The organism is Kitasatospora sp. NPDC033851 (assembly GCF_055576085.1).
Map to the genome: position 1 here is coordinate 189,097 of NZ_JBVIRL010000014.1, position 17,949 is coordinate 207,045.

Here is a 17,949-nt window from a genome sequence, read left to right on the forward strand (position 1 = left end):
GTGGGTGTGGAGGTGGAAGTGGGGGTGCGGGCGTGGGCGGCGAGGCGAGCGGGTCGGCGGCCGTGCTGGGCGGTGGAGCCGGGGGAAGACAGGGTGATGCGGTGGTGCCTGCGGTGCCTGGTGAATGCTGGGGGCCGATCGGCGGGTGAGTGGTGAGGTGGACGGCGGTGCGACGGAAGGCGATGCGGTGGACAGCGGTGACGCGGACGATGGCTGAGCGGCGGCGATTCCTGGCGGTGCGCGGTGACGAGGCGGCGTTCGCCGTCCTCGGACTGCCGCTCGGGGTGCTCGGCGGCGTCTACGCGGTCGCCGTCCTCTACGCCGGGGCACTGCTCTCGCTCACCGTGCTGGGCCTGCCCTTCGTGGTGGCCTCCCTGCTCGGGGCACGGCGGATCGGCCGGCTGCACCGGTGGCTGGTCCGGCGGCTGCTCGACGAAGCGGTGCCCGAGCCGCTGCCGCTGCCCCGCCCGTCGGGGGTGCTCGCCCGGGGCCGGGCGGTGCTGACCGACCCAGTCGCCTGGCGGGTGCTGCTCTACCTCTTCCTACGGCTGCCGGTGGGGGTGCTCGGCTTCCTGGCCGCGATCGGGCTGCCGCTCGGAAGCGTCTGGCTGATGGGCTTCCCGCTCTGGGTACGGCTGCTGGAGCCGGGCCCCAGGCCGGTCGGCTGGTGGGACGTGGGCGCGATACCGGCCGGCCTCGCGCTGCTGGCCGCCGTACCCGCCGTCCTGCGGGCGTTGAGCCGGGCCAACCGGGCGCTCGCCCGCACGCTGCTCGGGCCGGTCCGTTCGCAGCAGCGGGTGCGCGAGCTGGAGAGCGCCCGGGCCACCCTGCTGGCCGAGAACAGCGGCCGACTCCGGCGCCTCGAACGCGACCTGCACGACGGCACCCAGGCGCAACTGGTCGCGCTCGCCATCACTCTCTCACTGGCCGACGACGCCCTCGCCGACCCGGCCGAGCCCGACCTCGGGCGGCTGCGCACCCTGGTCGACCGGGCCCGCGGGCAGACCGACGACACCATCACCGGCCTGCGTCGACTGACCAGGGGCATCCACCCGGTGGCACTGGACGGCGGGCTCGCCGAGGCACTGCCCGGGCTCACCGCCGCCTCGCCGGTGCCGGTCACGGTCCGGCTGGACCTGCGGGAGCGGCCGGAGGAGGTGATAGAACGGGCCGTCTACTTCTGCGCGGCCGAACTGCTGACGAACATGGCCAAGCACAGCGGCGCGCGGTCGGCGGAGCTGACCGCGAGCGCGGCCGACGGGACGGTCCGGCTGACCGTACGCGACGACGGGCGCGGCGGCGCCGCGATCGGCACGGGCACCGGACTGGCGGGCCTGGCCGAGCGACTTGCGGCGGTGGACGGGGTGCTGCGGGTGGACAGCCCGCCGGGCGGACCGACGGTGGTCAGCGCCGAGCTGCCCGGCAGGCTCTGACGGGGGCAGGGGCGGCCATGAGAGCGGCTCATGGCCGGGGCATGAGCACCGTTCATGAGTGCTTCGATGAGCGACGCTCATGCGCCTGGCCCATGAGTGACGCTCATGACCGCGCCTATGAGTAACGCTCATGAGGCCAGTCCATGAGCATCGCTCATGACCGCGCGATGAGCGACGCTCATGAGACTGCCCCATGAGTAACGCTCATGCGCTGGCTATGAGAGGGCTCTTGAGGCCGGGCTCATGAACGCTGCTCATGACCTGCCCCATGAGTAACGCTCATGAGCGGCCCGATAGGCCCGGCTCAGGATGTGCCGCTCTCCGCGAGGTAGGCGAGCACGGCCTTGACCCGCCGGTTGTCGGCGTCGGTCGCCGGCAGCTCGAACTTGGTGAACACCGCGGCCACGTGCTTCTCTACCGCCCGCTCCGACACCACGAGCTGCGTGGCGATCGACCGGTTGGAGTGGCCCTGCGCCATCAGTTCCAGCACCTCCCGCTCGCGCGGGGTGAGCGCGTCCACCCGGCTGCGCCGCCGGCCGCGGATCAGCTCGTTGACGATCTCCGGGTCGAGCGCGGTGCCGCCTGCGGCGACCCGGTGCAAGGCGTCCACGAACTGGGAGGTGCGGGCCACCCGTTCCTTGAGCAGGTAGCCGATACCGGCGGCGCCGTCGGCCAACAGCCGGGCCGCCCAGGTGGTTTCGACGTGCTGGGAGAAGACCAGGATCCCGACCTCGGGCATCGCGGCCCGGATCTCGACGGCCGCCCGGATCCCTTCGTCGGTGTGGGTCGGCGGCATCCGGATGTCCACCACGGCCACGTCGGGCCGGTGCTCGGTGACGGCGGCGACCAGTTCGGACGCCGTACCGGCGGTGGCGACCACCGCGCAGCCGCGCGCGGTGAGGAGTTCGACCATCCCGTCCCGGAGGATCACCGAGTCCTCGGCGAGGACGACGCGGAGCTGATTGTCGATCATGCCGCCATTATCCCGGGCATACGAGGGAGGTCGTCCCGCACCCGCAGAAATCTTCAGCCAAGACTGGACAGTCCAGACTGATGAAATTACCGTGGAACCGTGACCGAGAAGCGAACCGTCCGTACTGCCGCCGCCCTCGCCGACTCCGCTTCCCTCGCCGACTCCGCTTCCCCCGCTGACTCCGCTTCCCCCGCTGACTCCGCTTGCCCCGCTGACTCGGCTTCCCCCATCGACTCCGCGGCTCTGGCCGCCCGCGAGTTGCGCGCCGTTTTCAGTCGGCTGCGCCGCACGCTCCGGGAGGCCAGCGGGACCAGCGACCTCACCCCCTCCCAGTCCGCCGTGCTCAGCCGGCTGATCAACGACGGCCTGACCTCCGCGAGTGAGCTGGCCGTCGCCGAGCGGGTCCGGCCGCAGTCCATGGCCGCCACCCTTGCCGGGCTCGAACAACACGGCCTGATCGGGCGTCGGCCCGACCCCGAGGACGGGCGCCGCCAGCTGATCAGCCTCACCGAGACCGGTCTGGGCCGGATCGCGGACAGCCGTCAGGCACGCGAGGAGTGGCTGGCCAGGGCAATGGAGGAGCAGTACACCGAGGCCGAACGCGCCACCGTGCTGGCCGCCTTGACCCTGCTCGACCGGCTGAACCGTCGATGACCGGCCCGGCCGCCCGGTTGGCCCGCCTCCGGGCCAACCGTCGGCAGTCCGCTCCGGACGGCGGGTTCGATCGACGGCTGCTCGTACCGATGGTGCTCGGCTCGGTGCTCAACCCGATCAACTCCTCGATGACCGCGGTGGCCCTGGTGCCGGTGGGGGCTGCCTTCGGCGCGCCGCCCGCCGAGACCGCCTGGCTGGTTACCGGGCTCTACCTCGCCACCGCCGTCGGCCAGCCGGTGATCGGACGGCTGGTGGACACCTACGGCCCGCGCCGCCTCTATCTCGCCGGGACGGCACTGGTCGGCACGGCCGGCCTGCTCGGCGCGCTCGCCCCGTCGCTCGGGCTGCTGATCGTCGCGCGGGTGCTGCTCGGGCTGGGCACCTCGGCGGCGTACCCCGCCGCGATGCACCTCACCCGCGGTGAGGCCGAGCGGACCGGGCGGTCCAGCCCCACCGGGGTGCTGACCGTGCTCGCCGTCGCCAACCAGACCGTCGCCGTGGTCGGCCCGACCCTCGGTGGCCTGCTGATCGGCGCGGGCGGCTGGCGGACGGTCTTCGTCGTCAACGTGCCGCTCTCGCTTGCCTGTCTGGTCCTCGGTGCGGCCCGCCTGCCCGTTGCCGCCGCGCGCCGCGACCGGCAGTACCGGCCTGACCGAATCGGCCGAACCGACCGGGTCGACCGAATCTGCCAAGCCGACCGAATCGGCCGAACGGACCAGCCCGACCAGCCCGACCGCCTCGACCACGCCGGAATCGCGCTCTTCGCCGTCCTGCTCCTCTCGCTGATGCTGTTCCTGATGAAGCCGAGCCCGGCGCTCTGGTACCTGCCGGTGCTGGCCCTGCTGGCCGCCGCCGGCTTCGCCGTCCGCGAGACGCGGGCCCGCACCCCCTTCATCGACTTGCGGGCGCTCGCCCGTAACCGGCCGCTGATCGCCACGTATGTGCGCCAACTCCTCGGCTGCACCGCCATCTACGCCTTCCTTTACGGCTACACCCAGTGGCTGGAGGAGGGGCGCGGCCTGTCCGCCGCCGGCGCGGGGCTGATCCTGCTGCCGCTCTCGCTCACCGCCCTCGCGGTCTCCGGCCTCACCGGTCGCAGTTCGGCCGTTCGCGGCAAGCTCCTGATCGGCTCCGCGTGCCAGATCGCCGCTGGGGCGGCCCTGCTGTGGGTGCGCGCGGACAGCCCGGCCGTTCTGCTGAGCGCGGTCGGTGTGGTGGCGGGCATCCCGCAGGGCCTGATCGGGATCGGCACCCAGACCGCTCTCTACCACCAGGCCGATCCGGCCGCCATCGCCTCCGCGGCCGGGCTGCTGCGCACCTTCATGTACGTCGGCGCGATGGCCGCCTCCGCCGCGAACGCCGCCTTCTTCCGTCGCGGTGCCACTACGGAAGGGCTGCACGGCCTCGCGCTGTTCATGCTCGGCGGCGCGGCCCTGCTCTTCCTCCTGACCCTGCCCGACCGTTCCCTCGGACGGATCGCGAGCCGGATCCGGAAGTGACATTGACGATCCATCAGTTCTCGGTGCGCGGCGTTCCGCGCCAGGCGTGGACGCCGGGGGAGACCTCGACCACCTCGGGCGGATAGGCGGCCCGGACGAGTTCGAGCAGTGCGCGCTGCTCGTCCAGCCAGTCGGGGGCGGGGGAGAGGACGACCCGGAGTGTGACGCCCGAGTTCTCGGTGTCCGAGACGGTCAGCCAGAGCCCGCCGGGCCGCCCGGGTTCGATCCGCAGCTCCGGGCCGTGCTCCTCGTCCAGCCAGCGGACCGCGAACCCCTGGCCGAGCCGCTCCAAGGCCCTTTCCCATTCCTGCAGATGGCGATCGGTCACCAGGGTGACGAAGTGTCCGCGCACCGAGTCCGCGGTGACGGTGATCTCGCAGTCCAGCCAGTCGTGCCCGAGCAGGGAGCCCGGCGCGTGCCGCCCGAGCACCCGTACCCGGACGTTCCGGCCGCCGGTCCGCCCGTTGCATCCGGGGGCTTCGTCGGTGCCGGGACGGTCCGTCAGTCTGATCAACTCGTACTGGTGCGAAGCGACTTCACTCACTGCGTGCTCCCGGTGGCAGCGGATTCAAGGGCTGACATCCTCGCGCAGGTGTTCGCTCCGGTGCCAGACCGAGGGGTGGTGCGTTCCCGCCAGGTTCAGCCCTCGCAGCATTCAGCCTTCGCAGCATTCAGCCCTGGCAACGTTCAGTCCTGGCAACGTTCAGCCCTCGCAACGTTCAGCCGTCGCACCATTCGTCCCTCGGTGGCGGTCCGCTCCCCTCGGAGAGGCCGACGGCCCGCCTGACCGTGAGGTCGGGCAGGCCGTTCGGGTGGTGCCGCCGTGCCGGGCTGCCCGGTCCGTACGGCGGTGGGCGTCGGGTCAGCGGTGGTCCGGGTGACCGGTGAGGACGGTGGTGAAGATCGGCTCGCCGTGCTGGTGGCCGGTGACGGTGGTGGTGAGGGCGTCCGGGTCCTCGCCGGGGGTGTGCCGGGCGGTGATGGTGGTGGGCGCGTCGTGCTCGGCGTACCGGTGGAAGGTGGTGGCGGCGGCGGTCGGGGTGACGGCGACCGGGCTGGTCAGCGCATTGGTCGCCTGGCGAGCCGCCTCGATCAGCACCATGCCGGGGATGTGGTCGTTGGCGTGGTCGAAGAGGATCGGGTGCCAGAAGTCGGGGGTGAGGTGCCAGGTGCCCGGTGCGTCGGCCGGGGTGAGGACGACATCGCACGGGCGGAGCCGGCCGACCCGAGCCGGCGGCAGCGGCTCTGCGGTCACGCCGGGCGCCGGCAGCGCGTCGACGTCGTGGCGTCCTCGGCGGAGCCGCTGGTAGGTCGAGTTCGAGACGGTGGTGAAGCGGGAGTGCCCGGTGGCGGCCAGGTGCGGACCGCGCCGGACGACCGTGCTGAGCGTGAAGTCGACGGTGTTGCGGGTGCGGCGCGGCTGGGCGACGAGCTTCGCCTCGATGGTGAGGTCGGTGGGCTTGGGGCCGATCAGCAGCCGGCGCGGCCGGGTGGTGTAGTCGAGGTTCCACATCATGAACTTGTGGTCGAGCGGGACATCGAACCGGGTGTGCGCGAGATAGAGCCCGACTTGGCGGATCGTTTCAGCAGCTTGGATCGGGTCGTGCCGGGTACCGTCCGGGGTGCTGAAGAAGGTGTGCGCCCGGGGCCATTGCGCGGAGACCGCGAAGGTGGTCTCGTCCAGCTGCTCGCTGCCGGTGAGGAACACCTCGGCGTGGCAGGCCCGGTGGACGTACTCCTTGGCGACGGTACTGGTCAGGCGGGATGCCGGGCCGGTTGCCGGGCCCGGGCCGGGGAGGGCCCCGGTGGCCTCGGCGGTGGTGAGGGCGTCGGCAGGCGTGCGGAAGGCAAGCAGAGTCATGGGGAGCGCTCCGAAAGGCCGTAACGGGCGGGGTGGGCTGCTCAGGGCTCGTAAGATACGTACCTACCGGTTTGCTTTTCAAGGAGCCAGAACGAAGGTTCGTCGGCGGCCGAGCGGGGCGTTCGGATACGCCCCAAAGGGGTCTGAGCCCTTCCGCAGCCTGTGCCGGATTGGTGAAGGCCGGTTGACCTGCGGTGATTTCATGACTCAAACTTGACGAGTTCATTATCACGAGGGGGGTTTCCGTGAGGGTGACGGCCACAAGTAGGAGCTGCTGCTCCGGTTCTAGGGGCTCCAGCGAAGACTCGGGCACTTGGTCGACTCATACCGTCCGCGCGGGTTCCAGCGCCAAGAGGCGGGCCCCTATGTGACCTGGGACGCAGGGATCGCCGCAGGATTCGCGGGTAAGATACGGGGTGTTTGGTTTTATTTGCCGAGCGTTTCGGGTGGGTGGTTGCGGTGGTGCGGCAGGAACGGGCGGTCCGAACGCGTCGGCTGATCCTGGAGGCGGCGGCGTCGGTCTTCGACGAGTGCGGGTACGAGGGGGCGACGATCGGTGAGGTCGTCGCCCGCGCGGGAGTGACCCGCGGCGCGGTGTACTTCCACTTCGCGTCCAAGCGGGAGCTCGCCCAGGGGGTCGTGGAGGAGCAGTTCGGCCGGGACGAACTTCCCGAACGGCAGTGCAAGCTGCAGGAGTTCGTGGACCTCGGGATGGTCGTCGCCCATCTCATGCCCCGTGACCCGCTGTTGAGCGCGGGCGCGCGGCTCTCCCTCGGCCAGGACGTGTTCGGCGACTTCAGCGGCGGCGCCGCCCCCGGGTGGATCCAGCGGGCCGAGAGCGTGCTGATGATGGCCGGCGAGCGCGGCGAGCTGCTGCCGCAGGTGGTGCCCGCCGAGACGGCGTGGCTGGTGACCGGGGCCTGGACGGGGGTGCAGATCCAGTCCCAGAAGATGTCCGGCCGGGCCGACCTGGAACGCCGGATCGCCGTCCTGTACCAGCACTTGATGCCGAGCATCGCCGTGCCCGGGGTGCTCGCCACGCTCGACCTCGGGGCGGACCGGGGTGGTCGGGTGGTGGCCGAACTTGAGGCGGCCCGGGCCGCGGAGGCCGGCGAAGGCGGGGCCGGCGAGGACGAGGTCGCCGAGGCTGAGGTCGCCGAGGCGGGCGTGGGCGGGATCGGCTCGGTCTGACGCCGGCGGCCCCGCTTCCTCGCCGGTCGGCCGGCCGATGGGTCGGTCGGTCGGGCGATCAGTCGGGCGATCGATCGGGCCGGTCCGACGCCGGCCGGTGTCGTCTGCCCTCCCCATTTCGGGCGGCCGGTCCTGACGCCGGCTGGTCCGCTGTCCTGCTCCCCAGGGGCGATTGCTCCGCCTAAAAACAAACAGCGCGTTCGGTTTTGTATTGACAAACCGTCCGTCCTGTTTTTGGATAGGTGTCGGGTGCTCAGCCGATCCCTCCGCGCAACCTCGCGGGGGCCTCGAGCAGCGGAGCACCCGCCCGGCCGGTGGCCGTCGGGGTCGCCGACCCGTCTGGATTTGGGGTGGACGTCGTGGAAATCCGGGTGCTGGGGTCCTTGGGGGTCCAATTGTGCGGGGTGTCGGTGGTGCCGACCGCCCCGAAGCCGCGGCAGGTACTCGCCCTGCTCGCCTTACGGGCCGACCAGGTCGTTCCGGCCGGCGTCCTCGCCGACGAACTGTGGTGCGGCCGGCCGCCGCGCAGTGCGCGGACCACCGTGCAGACCTACGTCCTCCAACTGCGCGACCTGATCGACCGCGCGCTAGCCCAGGGCGACGGTGGTCCGGGGGCGTCCTGCGCCAAGGACGTCCTGGTCACCTCGGCCGGCGGCTACATGCTGAACAGCGGAGGCGGCCTCGTCGACCTCCAGGAGTTCGACCGCCTCGCCGGGCACGGCTACCGCGCCATGGATGCCGGTGACTTCCCGCTCGCCGCCCGCCAGTTGGGCGAGGCGCTCGCGCTGTGGCGCGGACCGGCCTTCGCCGACGTCCCGGTCGGCGGTCAACTCGCCGTCGAGGCCAAGCGGTTGGAGGAGACCAGGCTCTGTGCGTTGGACCAGCGGATCGAGGCGGACCTGCGGTTGGGCCGCCACCGCGTCCTGCTCGCCGAACTCACCGTCCTGGTCGACCGCTACCGCACTCACGAGAGCCTGCACGGCCAGTACATGATCGCCCTGCACCGTTCCGGGCGCCGCGGCGAGGCCCTCGAGGCCTACCAGCGCCTGCGGAACACCCTGGTACGGGAGTTGGGCATGGAGCCGTCCACCGTGCTGCGCCGCCTCCAGCGCTCCATCCTGCTCGCCGGCCCCGAGCGGCCCGACCAGGACCAGCCGGCCGCGCCCGCCGACGGAGCCGCCGCCCGCCCCGCCCGCCTCAGCCGGGTCGGCTGACCCGGGCGGCCTGAGTCGCAGGTTCGCGGCAGGGCGAACGGCGGCAGGACGAACGGCGGCAGGACGAACGGCGGCGGGGAGAACAGCGGCAGGGCGAACGGCGGCGCGGTGGTCGGCCGTTGACCGAACTAGGCGGCCTTCACCTCGGTGTTCTGGCCGACCTGCAGCAGCCACCGTCCGTCGTCCTGCTTGGTCATGACGTAGAGCGGGGAGCCTTCGGAGCCACCGTCCGCCCGGCCGTCCGCCCCGCCCGCCGCCGGCTGGTAGACCTGTCGCACCTTGACGGCCGCCACGTCGGGGCGAAGGAAGCGGATGTGCGCCACCTCGTAGGTGACGTCGCCGCTCCAGTTCGCGGCGGGCAGGACGGCGCGGGTGAACGCGGCGATCGCGTCGAGGCCGAGGAGGACCTTGCCGTGGGCGGTGGTCCAGAGGGCCTCGGGGTGGAACAGTGCGAGGAAGCCCTCGGCGTCCTTGGCACGCTGGGTGCGTTCGACGGTGGCGACGATCCGCTCGATGGCCTCGACGTCCGCGGCGCGGGCGTCGGTGCTGGTGTCGGTGTCGGGGCTGAGAGTGTCGCTGACTGGGCTGTCTGCTGCCTGGGTGTTCATGCGGATCACTCTTGTCCCTCAAGTCCACTTGAGGTCAAGCCGCTTGGTGGAGTGGAGCCCAGGGCGAGGTACTCGCCGAGACGGGCGGCGGCAGTGAGCATGGCGAGGCCCCTGGCGGTGAGGTGTCGCTGCCAGCCGTCGAGGGCCGCGGCCAGTTCGTCGGTGCCGCCCGCCGTGCGGATCTGCCGGACCACGGTGGCGATGTGGTCCAGCCGGTACCCGCCCCGCCGCAGCAGGTGGGCGAGTTCGGCGTCGCGGACGTCGGCCGGGCCGTAGACGCGGTGGCCGGTGGCGCGGTCGCGGGCCGGGGTGAGGATGTCGGCGGCCTCCCAGGCACGCACGGTCGCGGGAGTGACGCCGAGCCGGTGCGCGACGTCGCCGACGCTGAGGGGGCTGGACGGCATCGGACGCTCGGGCGCCGTCGACTGCGCCGTCGACTGCGCCGTTGACTGTGTGGCGGGTGCGGCCGTGAGGTGGCCGACGGCGTCCCGGACGGCGGCGAGGGTCTCCCGGTCGCGCAGCAGTCGGGCGTGGCCGCGGTCGAGGGCGGTCAGGGCCTCGTCGAGGCGGTCGGCGTGGAGGGTGGTCATGACCAGGCCGGCGGTCGCGTGCCCGTACGCCGGGACGAGGGCGAGGAAGGCGCGCAGGGCGGCCGCGTGCAGCTCGGTGTAGATCCGGTAGCCGGTGGGGGTGCGGGCGGCGGGCGGGAGGCAGCCGTCGCGTTCGTAGTTGCGGACCGCCTGGGTCGAGATGCCGTGCTCGCGGGCGAGGTCGGAGGGGCGCATGGTCGTCTTCCGTTCGAGCGCGTTTGAGGCTTCGCGTCCAGTTCTCGCTGCAGTCGACGGGCTGGCTGGGGCAAAGTCTCAACCGTTCTTTCAAGGATACGCTTGAGGTTCATGAGCCAGGACATTCACGACTTCGTCACCCCGTCGTGCGAGCTGCTGGGGCTCGGCGAGCCGACGCACCAGGAGCCGGCATTCGGCTGGGTCCGCAACGAACTGTTCGCCCGGCTGGTCGACCGGGGCTTCCGGTCGATCGCCCTCGAAACCGACCGGGTGGCCGCGCTCGCCGTGGACGACTACGTCCGGGAGGGCGTGGGCACGTTGGACGCGGCGCTGAGCGAGGGCTTCTCGCACGGCTTCGGGGAGCACGACGCCAACCGCCGACTCATCGCCTGGATGCGCGAGTTCAACCGGAACCGACCGCCGGGGGAGCAGCTGTCCTTCCACGGCTTCGACGCCCCGACCGAGACGTACAGCGCCCCCAGTCCGCGCCGCTACCTCGAGCACGCCCGCGACTACCTGCGACTCGACCTCGACATCGCCGGTCCGGCCGGGGAGGACGAGCGCTGGAGCCGAGCCGAGGCGGTGCTGGACCCGGCGCAGTCGCCCGGTGCCACCGCCGAGGCCGGGCGGCTGCGCTGCCTTGCCGACGACCTGCTGCTCCGACTCCACGCGCGGGCGCCGGAGTTGATCGGCGCGACCTCCCGGGCCGAATGGCTCAGGGCCAGGACGCGGCTGACCGCGGGCATCGGACTGCTGCGCTACCACGCGCAGTCGGCGGTCCGGGGCCTGACCCCGAGCGACCGGTTGAGCGGTCTGCTCGGGGTGCGGGACGCGCTCATGGCGCAGAACCTCCTCGACATCCGCGACCTCGAGGCGCAGCGCGGCCCGACCCTGGTCTTCTCGCACAACCAGCACCTGCAGCGGAACCCCAGCGCCTGGGCACTGGGGGAGCTGGACTGCGGATGGAACAGCGCGGGTCGCATCGTCGGCGCGCTGCTGGGCGAGCGGTACGCCTTCGTCGCCGGGAGCCTGGGGCGCAGCGAAGCGATCCTGCTGGGCGAGCCGGCGCCGGACACGTACGAGGCGTTCCTGCAACGGCCGGATGTGCTCTGGCAGTTGACGGAGGCGGTGCTGCCCGCGGGCCGGACCCGCACCGACACCACACCGCGGCAAGGCTACTTCCCGCTCGATCGGGAGGTGCTCGACGGCGCGGCCGCGCTCCTGCACATCGGCGACGGCGCGGCGGCAGCCGCAGCATCGGCGGCGCGGGACACACGGGCACGGGCGGCGCCGGACGGACCGGCGGCGTCGGGCACGCCCGCGGCGTCGGACGCGTCGGTGGCACCGGCGTCGCCGCGGGGCTGAGGAACCGTCGGGCCCGGGTAGGCCGTCCGCAGGTGGGACAGCAGGGCGGCGGTCGGCGGCTCGGTCGGCCGTCCGCTCGGCCAGGCCAGCGCGATCCGTACCAGCGGGACGGGATCGGCCAGTGGGCGGACCCGCAGTCCGGGTGCCGGGCCCGGGTTCGGCAGGATGGCCACGCCCAGCCCGTGCGCGGCGAGTTCGGCCAACTGTGGTGGCGCGGCGGCCTCGACGCCGACGGTCGGGCGCGCCCCGGCCTCGGCCAGGGCGCGCTCCAGCGCGGTGCGCATGCCGGTGCCGCGCGGGGTGCTCACCAGGGCGTGCCCGGCCAGCGCGGCGACCGGGAGCGCGTCGTCCCGGCTGGTGCGGTTCCGAGCGGTGGCATCGCGGATGCTTTCGCAGATGGGTTCGTCCCGGGCGGTTCCCTGCGGGGCGCCACCGAGCGGGGAGGCGCTGCCCAGGGCGGTGGCGAGCGGGTGGTGCTCGGGGCAGGCCGCGACCAGCGGGACCTCCAGCACGGTGTGCAGGTCGAGTCCGGCCAGTGTCGTCCAGCCGTCGTCGTCCTCGCGTCCGCTCGCGGCGGCGGGCAGGCCGATCACGGCGAGGTCCAGCCGCCCGTCGCGCAGCGCGGCGAGCATGCCCGCGGTGGTGTCCTCGGCCAGCGAGAAGTCGATGCAGGGGTGCTCCTGGCGGAACGCGGCGAGCGTGGTGGCGAGCCCGGGGAACGTGCCCAGCTCGGACGGCGGGGTGAACGCCGCTCCGGCGACCATGCCCAACCGGACGTGGCCGCGCCGTTGGCCGCCGAACTCCTGCGCCGTCCGCCGGGCCGCCGCGGCGGAGGCGAGTGCCGCCCGCGCGTGCGGCAGTACGGCCTCGCCGACCGGCGTGAGGCGCACGGTGCGACCCGAGCGGTCGAGCAGCCGGTGCCCGAGTTCGCGCTCCAACTGCCGGATCTGGGAACTGACCCCGGGCTGGGTCAGGTGCAGCAGCTGCGCGGCGCGGGTGAAGCTTCCGTGCTGGGCGACGGTGACGAAGTACCGGAGCTGCCGCAGTTCCATAACTGCTGATCATAGGCGGCAGAACTCCCTGCTCTTGGACGGGTGAACGGTTCCGGCCGCAGGCTGGACGCATGGAAACCGTGTCGAAGGACCAGGGCGCCGGGCAGCTCGACTGGATCCGCGAGCAGATCGCGGCCGAACGCCGCGAACTCGCCGAGGTGTTCGCCGCCCTCACCCCGGAGCAGTGGAACGCGCCCTCGCTGTGCGGGGGGTGGCGGGTCCGCGAGGTCGCCGCGCACATGAGCACCGGCTTCCGGCACTCGACGGCGCGTACGGCCGTGGAACTCGCCCGCTCCGGCGGAAACGTCCACCGCATGGCCGACCGGATCGCCCGCCGCGACGCCGCTGCGATGACCGAGCGCGAACTCGCCGCCGCGATGGCCGACCACGCCGGCCACCCGTGGCGCCCACCGGTCGGCGGCCGGATCGCGGCGCTCGCGCACGACGCCGTCCACGGCCTCGACATCACCCTGGCGCTCGGTCTGCCCGCCCGCCTGCCGGTGGCGCGCACCACGGCCCTGCTGGCCGGTGTCTCCCCGTGGACGCTGCGATTCTTCGGGGCGCGGGTGGACGGCGTCCGCCTGGTGGCGACGGACCTCGACTGGTCGTACGGGCGCGGTCCGCTCACCGTGGCGGGACGGGCGGAGCACCTGCTGGCGGTGGCGTACGGGCGCCGGGTGCCGGAAGGACTGCTCTCGGGGTCGGGCGCGGGGCGGTTCGGGTGGGGCGGGCAGGGCGAGGCCCGGGGCGGAGGTACTCCACCGGGGCCGGGCGGCCGTCATGCGAGTTCGGGGGGCCCGTGACTACGATCGGAAGAAGTCCTTCCGGATGGTGGTGAGACGGAAGCCAGGTCGCCGATGCCTCCGAGGTCCGTGCAGTGGCCGCCGTACGTGCGGGTCGCGCCGTGGTTGCTGATCGTCGGCGGGCTGGTGTGGAACTCGCTGGACCCGACCGACTACTGGGGCGATCCGCTGCTGGCGGCGGCCGCCGTGCTGGCGGGCTCGCTGCTGCGGCTGCGGGACACCGTCGCGGTCGGGATCGCCAATGTGCTCGGGATCCTGGTGCTGTCCACCCAGGACGCGTCGATCGGGACGGGGGACGGGTACCTGGAGCTGGCGAACACGGCCTTCGCCGCGCTGCTCGGGGTCGGGGTGAACCGCGTGGTGGCCCGGCACGGGCGGCGGCTGGAGCGGATGCGGTCGGTGGCGGAGGCGGCGCAGCGGGCGGTGCTGCCGGAGCCGCCGGCACGGGTGGGGGAGCTGTCGGTCGCGGCCAGTTACCACGCGGCCCAGGACGAGGCGCTGATCGGCGGGGACGCCTATGCGCTGCAGATCACCCCGTACGGTGTGCGCGCGCTGATCGCGGACGTGCGGGGCAAGGGGCTGCACGCGGTGGGGGCGGTCTCGGTGCTGCTCGGGGCCTTCCGGGAGGACTCGCACCGGGTGCCGGAACTGGCCGCGCTCGCGGACGCGCTGGAGGACTCGCTGCTCCGGGAGGCCGACCTGCTGAGCGAGGAACTGCGGCTGGAGGGGTTCATCACGGCGCTGCTGGTCGAGTTCCCGCCGGGGGAGGGGACGGTGCGCACGCTCGACTGCGGGCACCCCGGCCCCTATCTGCTGGGCGCCGACGCGCACACGCAGAGCCCCGGCCCGTACCCGCGAGGCGGTGAGCCGGCGGTGCGGCGGCTGGACGCGGCCGACCCGGGGCTGCCGCTGGGGATGGGCGGGCTGGGGGTCGCGCGGCCCGCGCCGGAGAGCCGGCCGTTCCCGCCCGGGTGCACGCTGCTGCTGGTGACCGACGGGGTGACCGAGGCCCGGGACGCGGCGGGGGAGTTCTACGACCCGGTGCTCGGGCTGGCTCCGCTGGGTCCGTTCGCCGGGCCGGCCGAGGTGCTGGACGCTCTGGTGGCGGACGTCGCGCGGTGGACCGGCGGGCCGCGGGACGACGACATGGCGGTGCTGGCGATCACCCGCCGGGCGGGCGGATGACAGGCGTGCGGATGGTGGGCGTGCGGGTGCCGGATGCCGGGTGGCGGGCCGGTGCTACGGCGCCCGGCCGAGTGTCGATACGAGGTACGAGGTGCGAGGAGCGGCGGTGACGCCCGTACGGCGGTCTCCTGGACCAGTTCGACGGTTGCCGACGGTCACGCCGGTATCACGATGAGGTGTCGGTACGGCAGCACTCCATGGAATTCGGCCAAGTTGAGCGGTGCCGTCCGGTGGCCGGAAAGACGGTGTCCGCATAGCGGACGATGAAATGGACGGATGGCCCCGGCGGCGCCCCGGGCGTCCTTCGGCCTGTGCCGCCTTGGCAGAGGGGCGGTCCGGACGTCGAGGCCGGTCCATAAGGGGGCGTAGGAGGCGCGCAAGAGGCGGTCGGGGGAGTGGCGGGATCGGGCCGCGCTGTGGTTCGTCCGGAAACGGACCTGGCGCTTGCCCCGTGTCGAAGGGGTGGCCGAGAGTCGAACCAATGAACGAGAAGCCTCGCCCTCGCCAGGCCCGTCTGCTCGACCACCGCGATTTCCGGCTCCTGTTGACCGGAGCCGCGGCGGCCCAGACGGGCAGTCAGGTCACCCTGGTCGCGCTGCCATTGGTGGCGGTGATCGTGCTCGACGCCACCCCGCTCGAGGTCGGTCTGCTGACCGCCGCCGAGACCGCCGCCTTCCTGTTGGTCGGCCTGCCGGCCGGCGCCTGGCTGGACCGGATGCGCAAGCTGCCGGTGCTGATCCGCGCCGACCTCGTGCGCTGTCTGGCGGTGGGGTCGATCCCGCCGGCGGCGGCGCTCGGGGTGCTGACCATGCCGCAGCTCTACCTGGTGGCCCTGGTCACCGGGGTGGCCACGGTGTTCTTCGACGTCGCCCACCAGTCCTTCCTGCCCGCCGTCCTGCCGCGCGAGCAACTGGTCGGCGGGAACGGGGCGCTGGAGACGGTCCGCTCCTCGGCGCAGATCGCCGGGCCGGGCCTCGGCGGGGGGCTGGTCCAGCTGCTCGGGGCGCCGCTCGCCATCGTGGCCGACGCCTGCGGCTACCTGGCCTCCGCGCTGCTGCTCGCCCGGATCCGGGTCGAGGAGCCGCCGCCGGAGCCGACGCCCGGGCGCTCGCTGCGCGCCGAGGTCGGGGAGGGCGTCCGCTTCGTGCTCGGACACCCGCTGCTGCGGGCGATCGCCACCGCCACCGCCGTGTCCAACCTGTTCGCGGCCGTCCTGATGGCCGTACAGACGGTCTTCTGGGTACGGGTGCTCGACCTGGCGCCGGGCGCCATCGGCGTGCTGCTGTCGACCTCCGCCGTCGGCGGGCTGGCGGGCGCGCTGTGTGCCGGCTACCTGGCGCGGCGGGTCGGACAGGCCCGGCTGATCTGGCTGTCCACGGTGGTGACGGCGCCGTTCGCGGTGCTGTGGCCGCTGTCCGGCGGCGGCGCGGGCGTGGTGCTGTTCGGCCTCGCCTCCGGGGTGGTGCTGTTCGGCGCGGTCGCCTACAACGTCGCCCAGGTCAGCTTCCGGCAGAGCGTCTGCCCGCCCGAGCTGCTCGGCCGGATGAACGCCACCATGCGCTTCCTGGTGTGGGGCACGTTGCCGATCGGCGCGCTGGGCGGCGGGATCGTCGCCGACGCGGCCGGGCCGCGCGCCGCGCTCTGGCTCTGCGCGATCGGCTTCCTGCTCGTGCCGGTGCCGCTGCTGCTGTCGCCACTGCGGCGGATGCGCGACCTGCCGGGCGGGGACACACCGGGCGGCGGCACGCCGGACGCGGAGGAGGCCGCCACCGCCGAGCACACCGCAGGGAGAGCGACCACCGCCGAGCGGCCCACCACCGCCGAGGAGCCCGCCGCGAGCACCAGCACCCCCTGACCGACCCCAGACCTGCCGAGCCGCGACCGGAAACCGGAGACCGTTCCCGTGCACGCCAGCATCACCTCCGCCTACCTCGCCCGGTACCGCTCCGCCGCCGCCGACTCCCCGGCGGAGCTGCTCCCGCTCACCGGAGCCCAGCGGCGGTTCCTGATCAGCCGCCGACTCGCGCCGCACAGCCGCTCCGACGTCGTCCCGCTGTTCTTCGCCTACCCGCGCGGCACCCTCGACCAGGACCGGTTGGCCCGCGCCGCCGCCGCGGTCGCCGCCCGGCACCCGGCCCTGTGCGGCGCCTTCGCGACCGTGCGCGGCACGCCCGTCCTGCGGGTCGGCGGCCCCTCGGCCGAGGCCGCCCGGATCGCCGTCGCCCCCGGCCGAACGGCCCGCGAGGCGCTGCGCGAAGCCCTGCTGGACTGGCCCGCCGACGGGCCCGCCCTGCGCCTGCTGGTCGCCCAGGAGCCGGAGGGCGACAAGGAGTTGCTCGCCCTCGCGCTGGACCACGCGGCCTGCGACGAGCAGTCGCTCGGAGTACTCACCGCCGAGCTGAGCGAAGCGTACGAGAAGGACGAGGCACACGAGCGGGGCGAGGCACCGGCGGCCGGGCCCGCACCGCAGGCCCTGGCCGACTACCGGCAGGCCGTCGAACTCCAGCTGGCCGCCGAGGACGCCGCCGGCGGGCCCGCCGCGCAGGCCCACTGGGGCCGCCGGCTCGGCGCGCTGACCGGGGCGGGCGGCGGCGCGGCCACGTCCACCGGGATGCTCACCGAGCGGCTGCCGGCCGCCGAGGGCGCCGCCCGCAGCGCCGTCTTCCCGGCCCTGCTGGACGCCGTCGGGGCCGCCGCGCACCGACTGCACCGGACGGACGGGGGGCCGCTCGCGCTCGGCTACCCGTGGGGCGGCCGACCGGTCGGCTCGCCCGCCGCGCTCGGCTGCTTCCTCAACACCCTGGTGCACCCGGCCGGTTCGAGCACCACGGACGACCTGGACACCCTCGCCGACGCCTGGTGGGACGACCTCGACCACGCCGGCACCCCGTTCGACGAGGTGGTGCGCGCGGCCCGTACCGCCGGGGCGCCGTGGACGGGAGCCCTGGACGCCATGCTCACCCTGGAGGACCTGCACCGCCGCCCGCCGTTGGTGCTCGGCGGCACGCCCGGCCGGGAGACCCACCTGGCCGGACGGCCGCTCGCAGCCCCGCTCGCGGTCTCCGCCTCGCACGGCGACGACCTGCTGGTCCGGCTCGCCTGGGACAGCGACCGCTTCCCCGAGGCCGACGCCCGCGCCGCCTTCGACGACCTGCTCGCCGTGCTGCGCCACCACCTGCACGCCCGGCCAGGCCCGGACTCCCACGCCTGACCTTCCGGGCCTGACCTCCCGCGCCTGACCTTCCGCGCCTGACCCTCGACGCCTGAACCCGCCTGCCCCGGAAGGGGTTTGCGACTCCCGAGCCCGCGCCCCGACCGACGGGCTG

General features: G+C 73.6%; 15 protein-coding genes and 1 pseudogene. 10 read left to right on the forward strand and 6 right to left on the reverse strand.

Annotated elements, in window-relative coordinates:
* Positions 1 to 209: 209 nt before the first annotated feature.
* The gene (locus tag ACZ51D_RS25570; RefSeq protein WP_465663617.1) at positions 210 to 1,433 is read left to right on the forward strand and encodes a sensor histidine kinase; all 1,224 of its coding nucleotides are present in this window, start codon (positions 210 to 212) and stop codon (positions 1,431 to 1,433) included.
* A 304-nt stretch (positions 1,434 to 1,737) separates the two neighbouring features.
* Here ACZ51D_RS25570 and ACZ51D_RS25575 read toward each other — a convergent pair whose 3' ends face one another.
* The gene (locus tag ACZ51D_RS25575) at positions 1,738 to 2,406 is read right to left on the reverse strand and encodes a response regulator (RefSeq protein ID WP_465621881.1); all 669 of its coding nucleotides are present in this window, start codon (positions 2,404 to 2,406) and stop codon (positions 1,738 to 1,740) included.
* 99 nt (positions 2,407 to 2,505) lie between these two features.
* On the opposite strand from ACZ51D_RS25575, the gene ACZ51D_RS25580 reads away from it, so the two are divergent.
* Both ACZ51D_RS25580 and ACZ51D_RS25585 read left to right on the forward strand, forming a co-directional pair.
* Positions 2,506 to 3,060, forward strand: coding sequence for a MarR family winged helix-turn-helix transcriptional regulator (locus ACZ51D_RS25580; protein WP_465663618.1), 555 nt, complete (start codon positions 2,506 to 2,508; stop codon positions 3,058 to 3,060).
* Positions 3,057 to 4,559, forward strand: a complete 1,503-nt coding sequence (locus ACZ51D_RS25585) for an MFS transporter (RefSeq protein WP_465621883.1) — start codon at positions 3,057 to 3,059, stop codon at positions 4,557 to 4,559. Before ACZ51D_RS25580 ends, ACZ51D_RS25585 begins: the two co-directional genes overlap by 4 nt.
* Positions 4,560 to 4,572: 13 nt before the next feature.
* On the opposite strand, the gene ACZ51D_RS25590 is transcribed toward ACZ51D_RS25585, so the two are convergent.
* Together ACZ51D_RS25590 and ACZ51D_RS25595 are read right to left on the reverse strand one after the other, a co-directional pair.
* Complete coding sequence (locus ACZ51D_RS25590) at positions 4,573 to 5,103, reverse strand: DUF5959 family protein (protein WP_465621884.1); 531 nt, start codon at positions 5,101 to 5,103, stop codon at positions 4,573 to 4,575.
* 318 nt (positions 5,104 to 5,421) lie between these two features.
* Positions 5,422 to 6,420 carry a ScbA/BarX family gamma-butyrolactone biosynthesis protein gene (locus ACZ51D_RS25595; protein ID WP_465663619.1) on the reverse strand — a complete coding sequence of 333 codons (999 nt, stop codon included), beginning with the start codon at positions 6,418 to 6,420 and terminating at the stop codon, positions 5,422 to 5,424.
* Between the two features lie 459 nt (positions 6,421 to 6,879).
* On the opposite strand from ACZ51D_RS25595, the gene ACZ51D_RS25600 reads away from it, so the two are divergent.
* Together ACZ51D_RS25600 and ACZ51D_RS25605 are read left to right on the forward strand one after the other, a co-directional pair.
* A complete protein-coding gene (locus ACZ51D_RS25600) occupies positions 6,880 to 7,611 on the forward strand; it encodes a ScbR family autoregulator-binding transcription factor (protein WP_465621888.1) in 732 nt (243 codons plus the stop codon).
* Positions 7,612 to 7,970: 359 nt separating this feature from the next.
* Positions 7,971 to 8,825: an AfsR/SARP family transcriptional regulator gene (locus ACZ51D_RS25605; protein WP_465621946.1), complete on the forward strand. Its 855-nt coding sequence runs from the start codon at positions 7,971 to 7,973 to the stop codon at positions 8,823 to 8,825.
* A 128-nt stretch (positions 8,826 to 8,953) separates the two neighbouring features.
* Here the strand turns inward: ACZ51D_RS25605 and ACZ51D_RS25610 are convergent, their stop codons facing one another.
* Positions 8,954 to 9,433 carry an SgcJ/EcaC family oxidoreductase gene (locus ACZ51D_RS25610; RefSeq protein WP_465663620.1) on the reverse strand — a complete coding sequence of 160 codons (480 nt, stop codon included), beginning with the start codon at positions 9,431 to 9,433 and terminating at the stop codon, positions 8,954 to 8,956.
* Between the two features lie 5 nt (positions 9,434 to 9,438).
* Complete coding sequence (locus tag ACZ51D_RS25615; RefSeq protein WP_465663621.1) at positions 9,439 to 10,218, reverse strand: TioE family transcriptional regulator; 780 nt, start codon at positions 10,216 to 10,218, stop codon at positions 9,439 to 9,441.
* A gap of 111 nt (positions 10,219 to 10,329) precedes the next feature.
* Here ACZ51D_RS25615 and ACZ51D_RS25620 point away from each other — a divergent pair, with 111 nt between their 5' ends.
* Positions 10,330 to 11,583: an erythromycin esterase family protein gene (locus tag ACZ51D_RS25620; protein ID WP_465663622.1), complete on the forward strand. Its 1,254-nt coding sequence runs from the start codon at positions 10,330 to 10,332 to the stop codon at positions 11,581 to 11,583.
* A 32-nt stretch (positions 11,584 to 11,615) separates the two neighbouring features.
* On the opposite strand, the pseudogene ACZ51D_RS25625 reads toward ACZ51D_RS25620, so the two are convergent.
* A pseudogene (locus ACZ51D_RS25625) lies at positions 11,616 to 12,635 on the reverse strand (LysR family transcriptional regulator); the annotation flags it as partial.
* 71 nt (positions 12,636 to 12,706) lie between these two features.
* On the opposite strand from ACZ51D_RS25625, the gene ACZ51D_RS25630 reads away from it, so the two are divergent.
* The 4 genes from ACZ51D_RS25630 to ACZ51D_RS25645 all read left to right on the forward strand — a co-directional run bounded on the left by ACZ51D_RS25630 (position 12,707) and on the right by ACZ51D_RS25645 (position 17,834).
* Positions 12,707 to 13,438 (forward strand): maleylpyruvate isomerase family mycothiol-dependent enzyme, encoded by a 732-nt coding sequence (locus ACZ51D_RS25630; protein ID WP_465663623.1) that lies wholly within the window; start codon positions 12,707 to 12,709, stop codon positions 13,436 to 13,438.
* Between the two features lie 54 nt (positions 13,439 to 13,492).
* On the forward strand, positions 13,493 to 14,623 hold the full coding sequence (locus ACZ51D_RS25635) for a PP2C family protein-serine/threonine phosphatase (protein WP_465663624.1): 1,131 nt from the start codon (positions 13,493 to 13,495) through the stop codon (positions 14,621 to 14,623).
* 481 nt (positions 14,624 to 15,104) lie between these two features.
* Positions 15,105 to 16,478, forward strand: coding sequence for an MFS transporter (locus ACZ51D_RS25640; protein ID WP_465663625.1), 1,374 nt, complete (start codon positions 15,105 to 15,107; stop codon positions 16,476 to 16,478).
* Positions 16,479 to 16,526: 48 nt separating this feature from the next.
* Positions 16,527 to 17,834: a non-ribosomal peptide synthetase gene (locus tag ACZ51D_RS25645; protein WP_465663626.1), complete on the forward strand. Its 1,308-nt coding sequence runs from the start codon at positions 16,527 to 16,529 to the stop codon at positions 17,832 to 17,834.
* Positions 17,835 to 17,949: the final 115 nt, after the last annotated feature.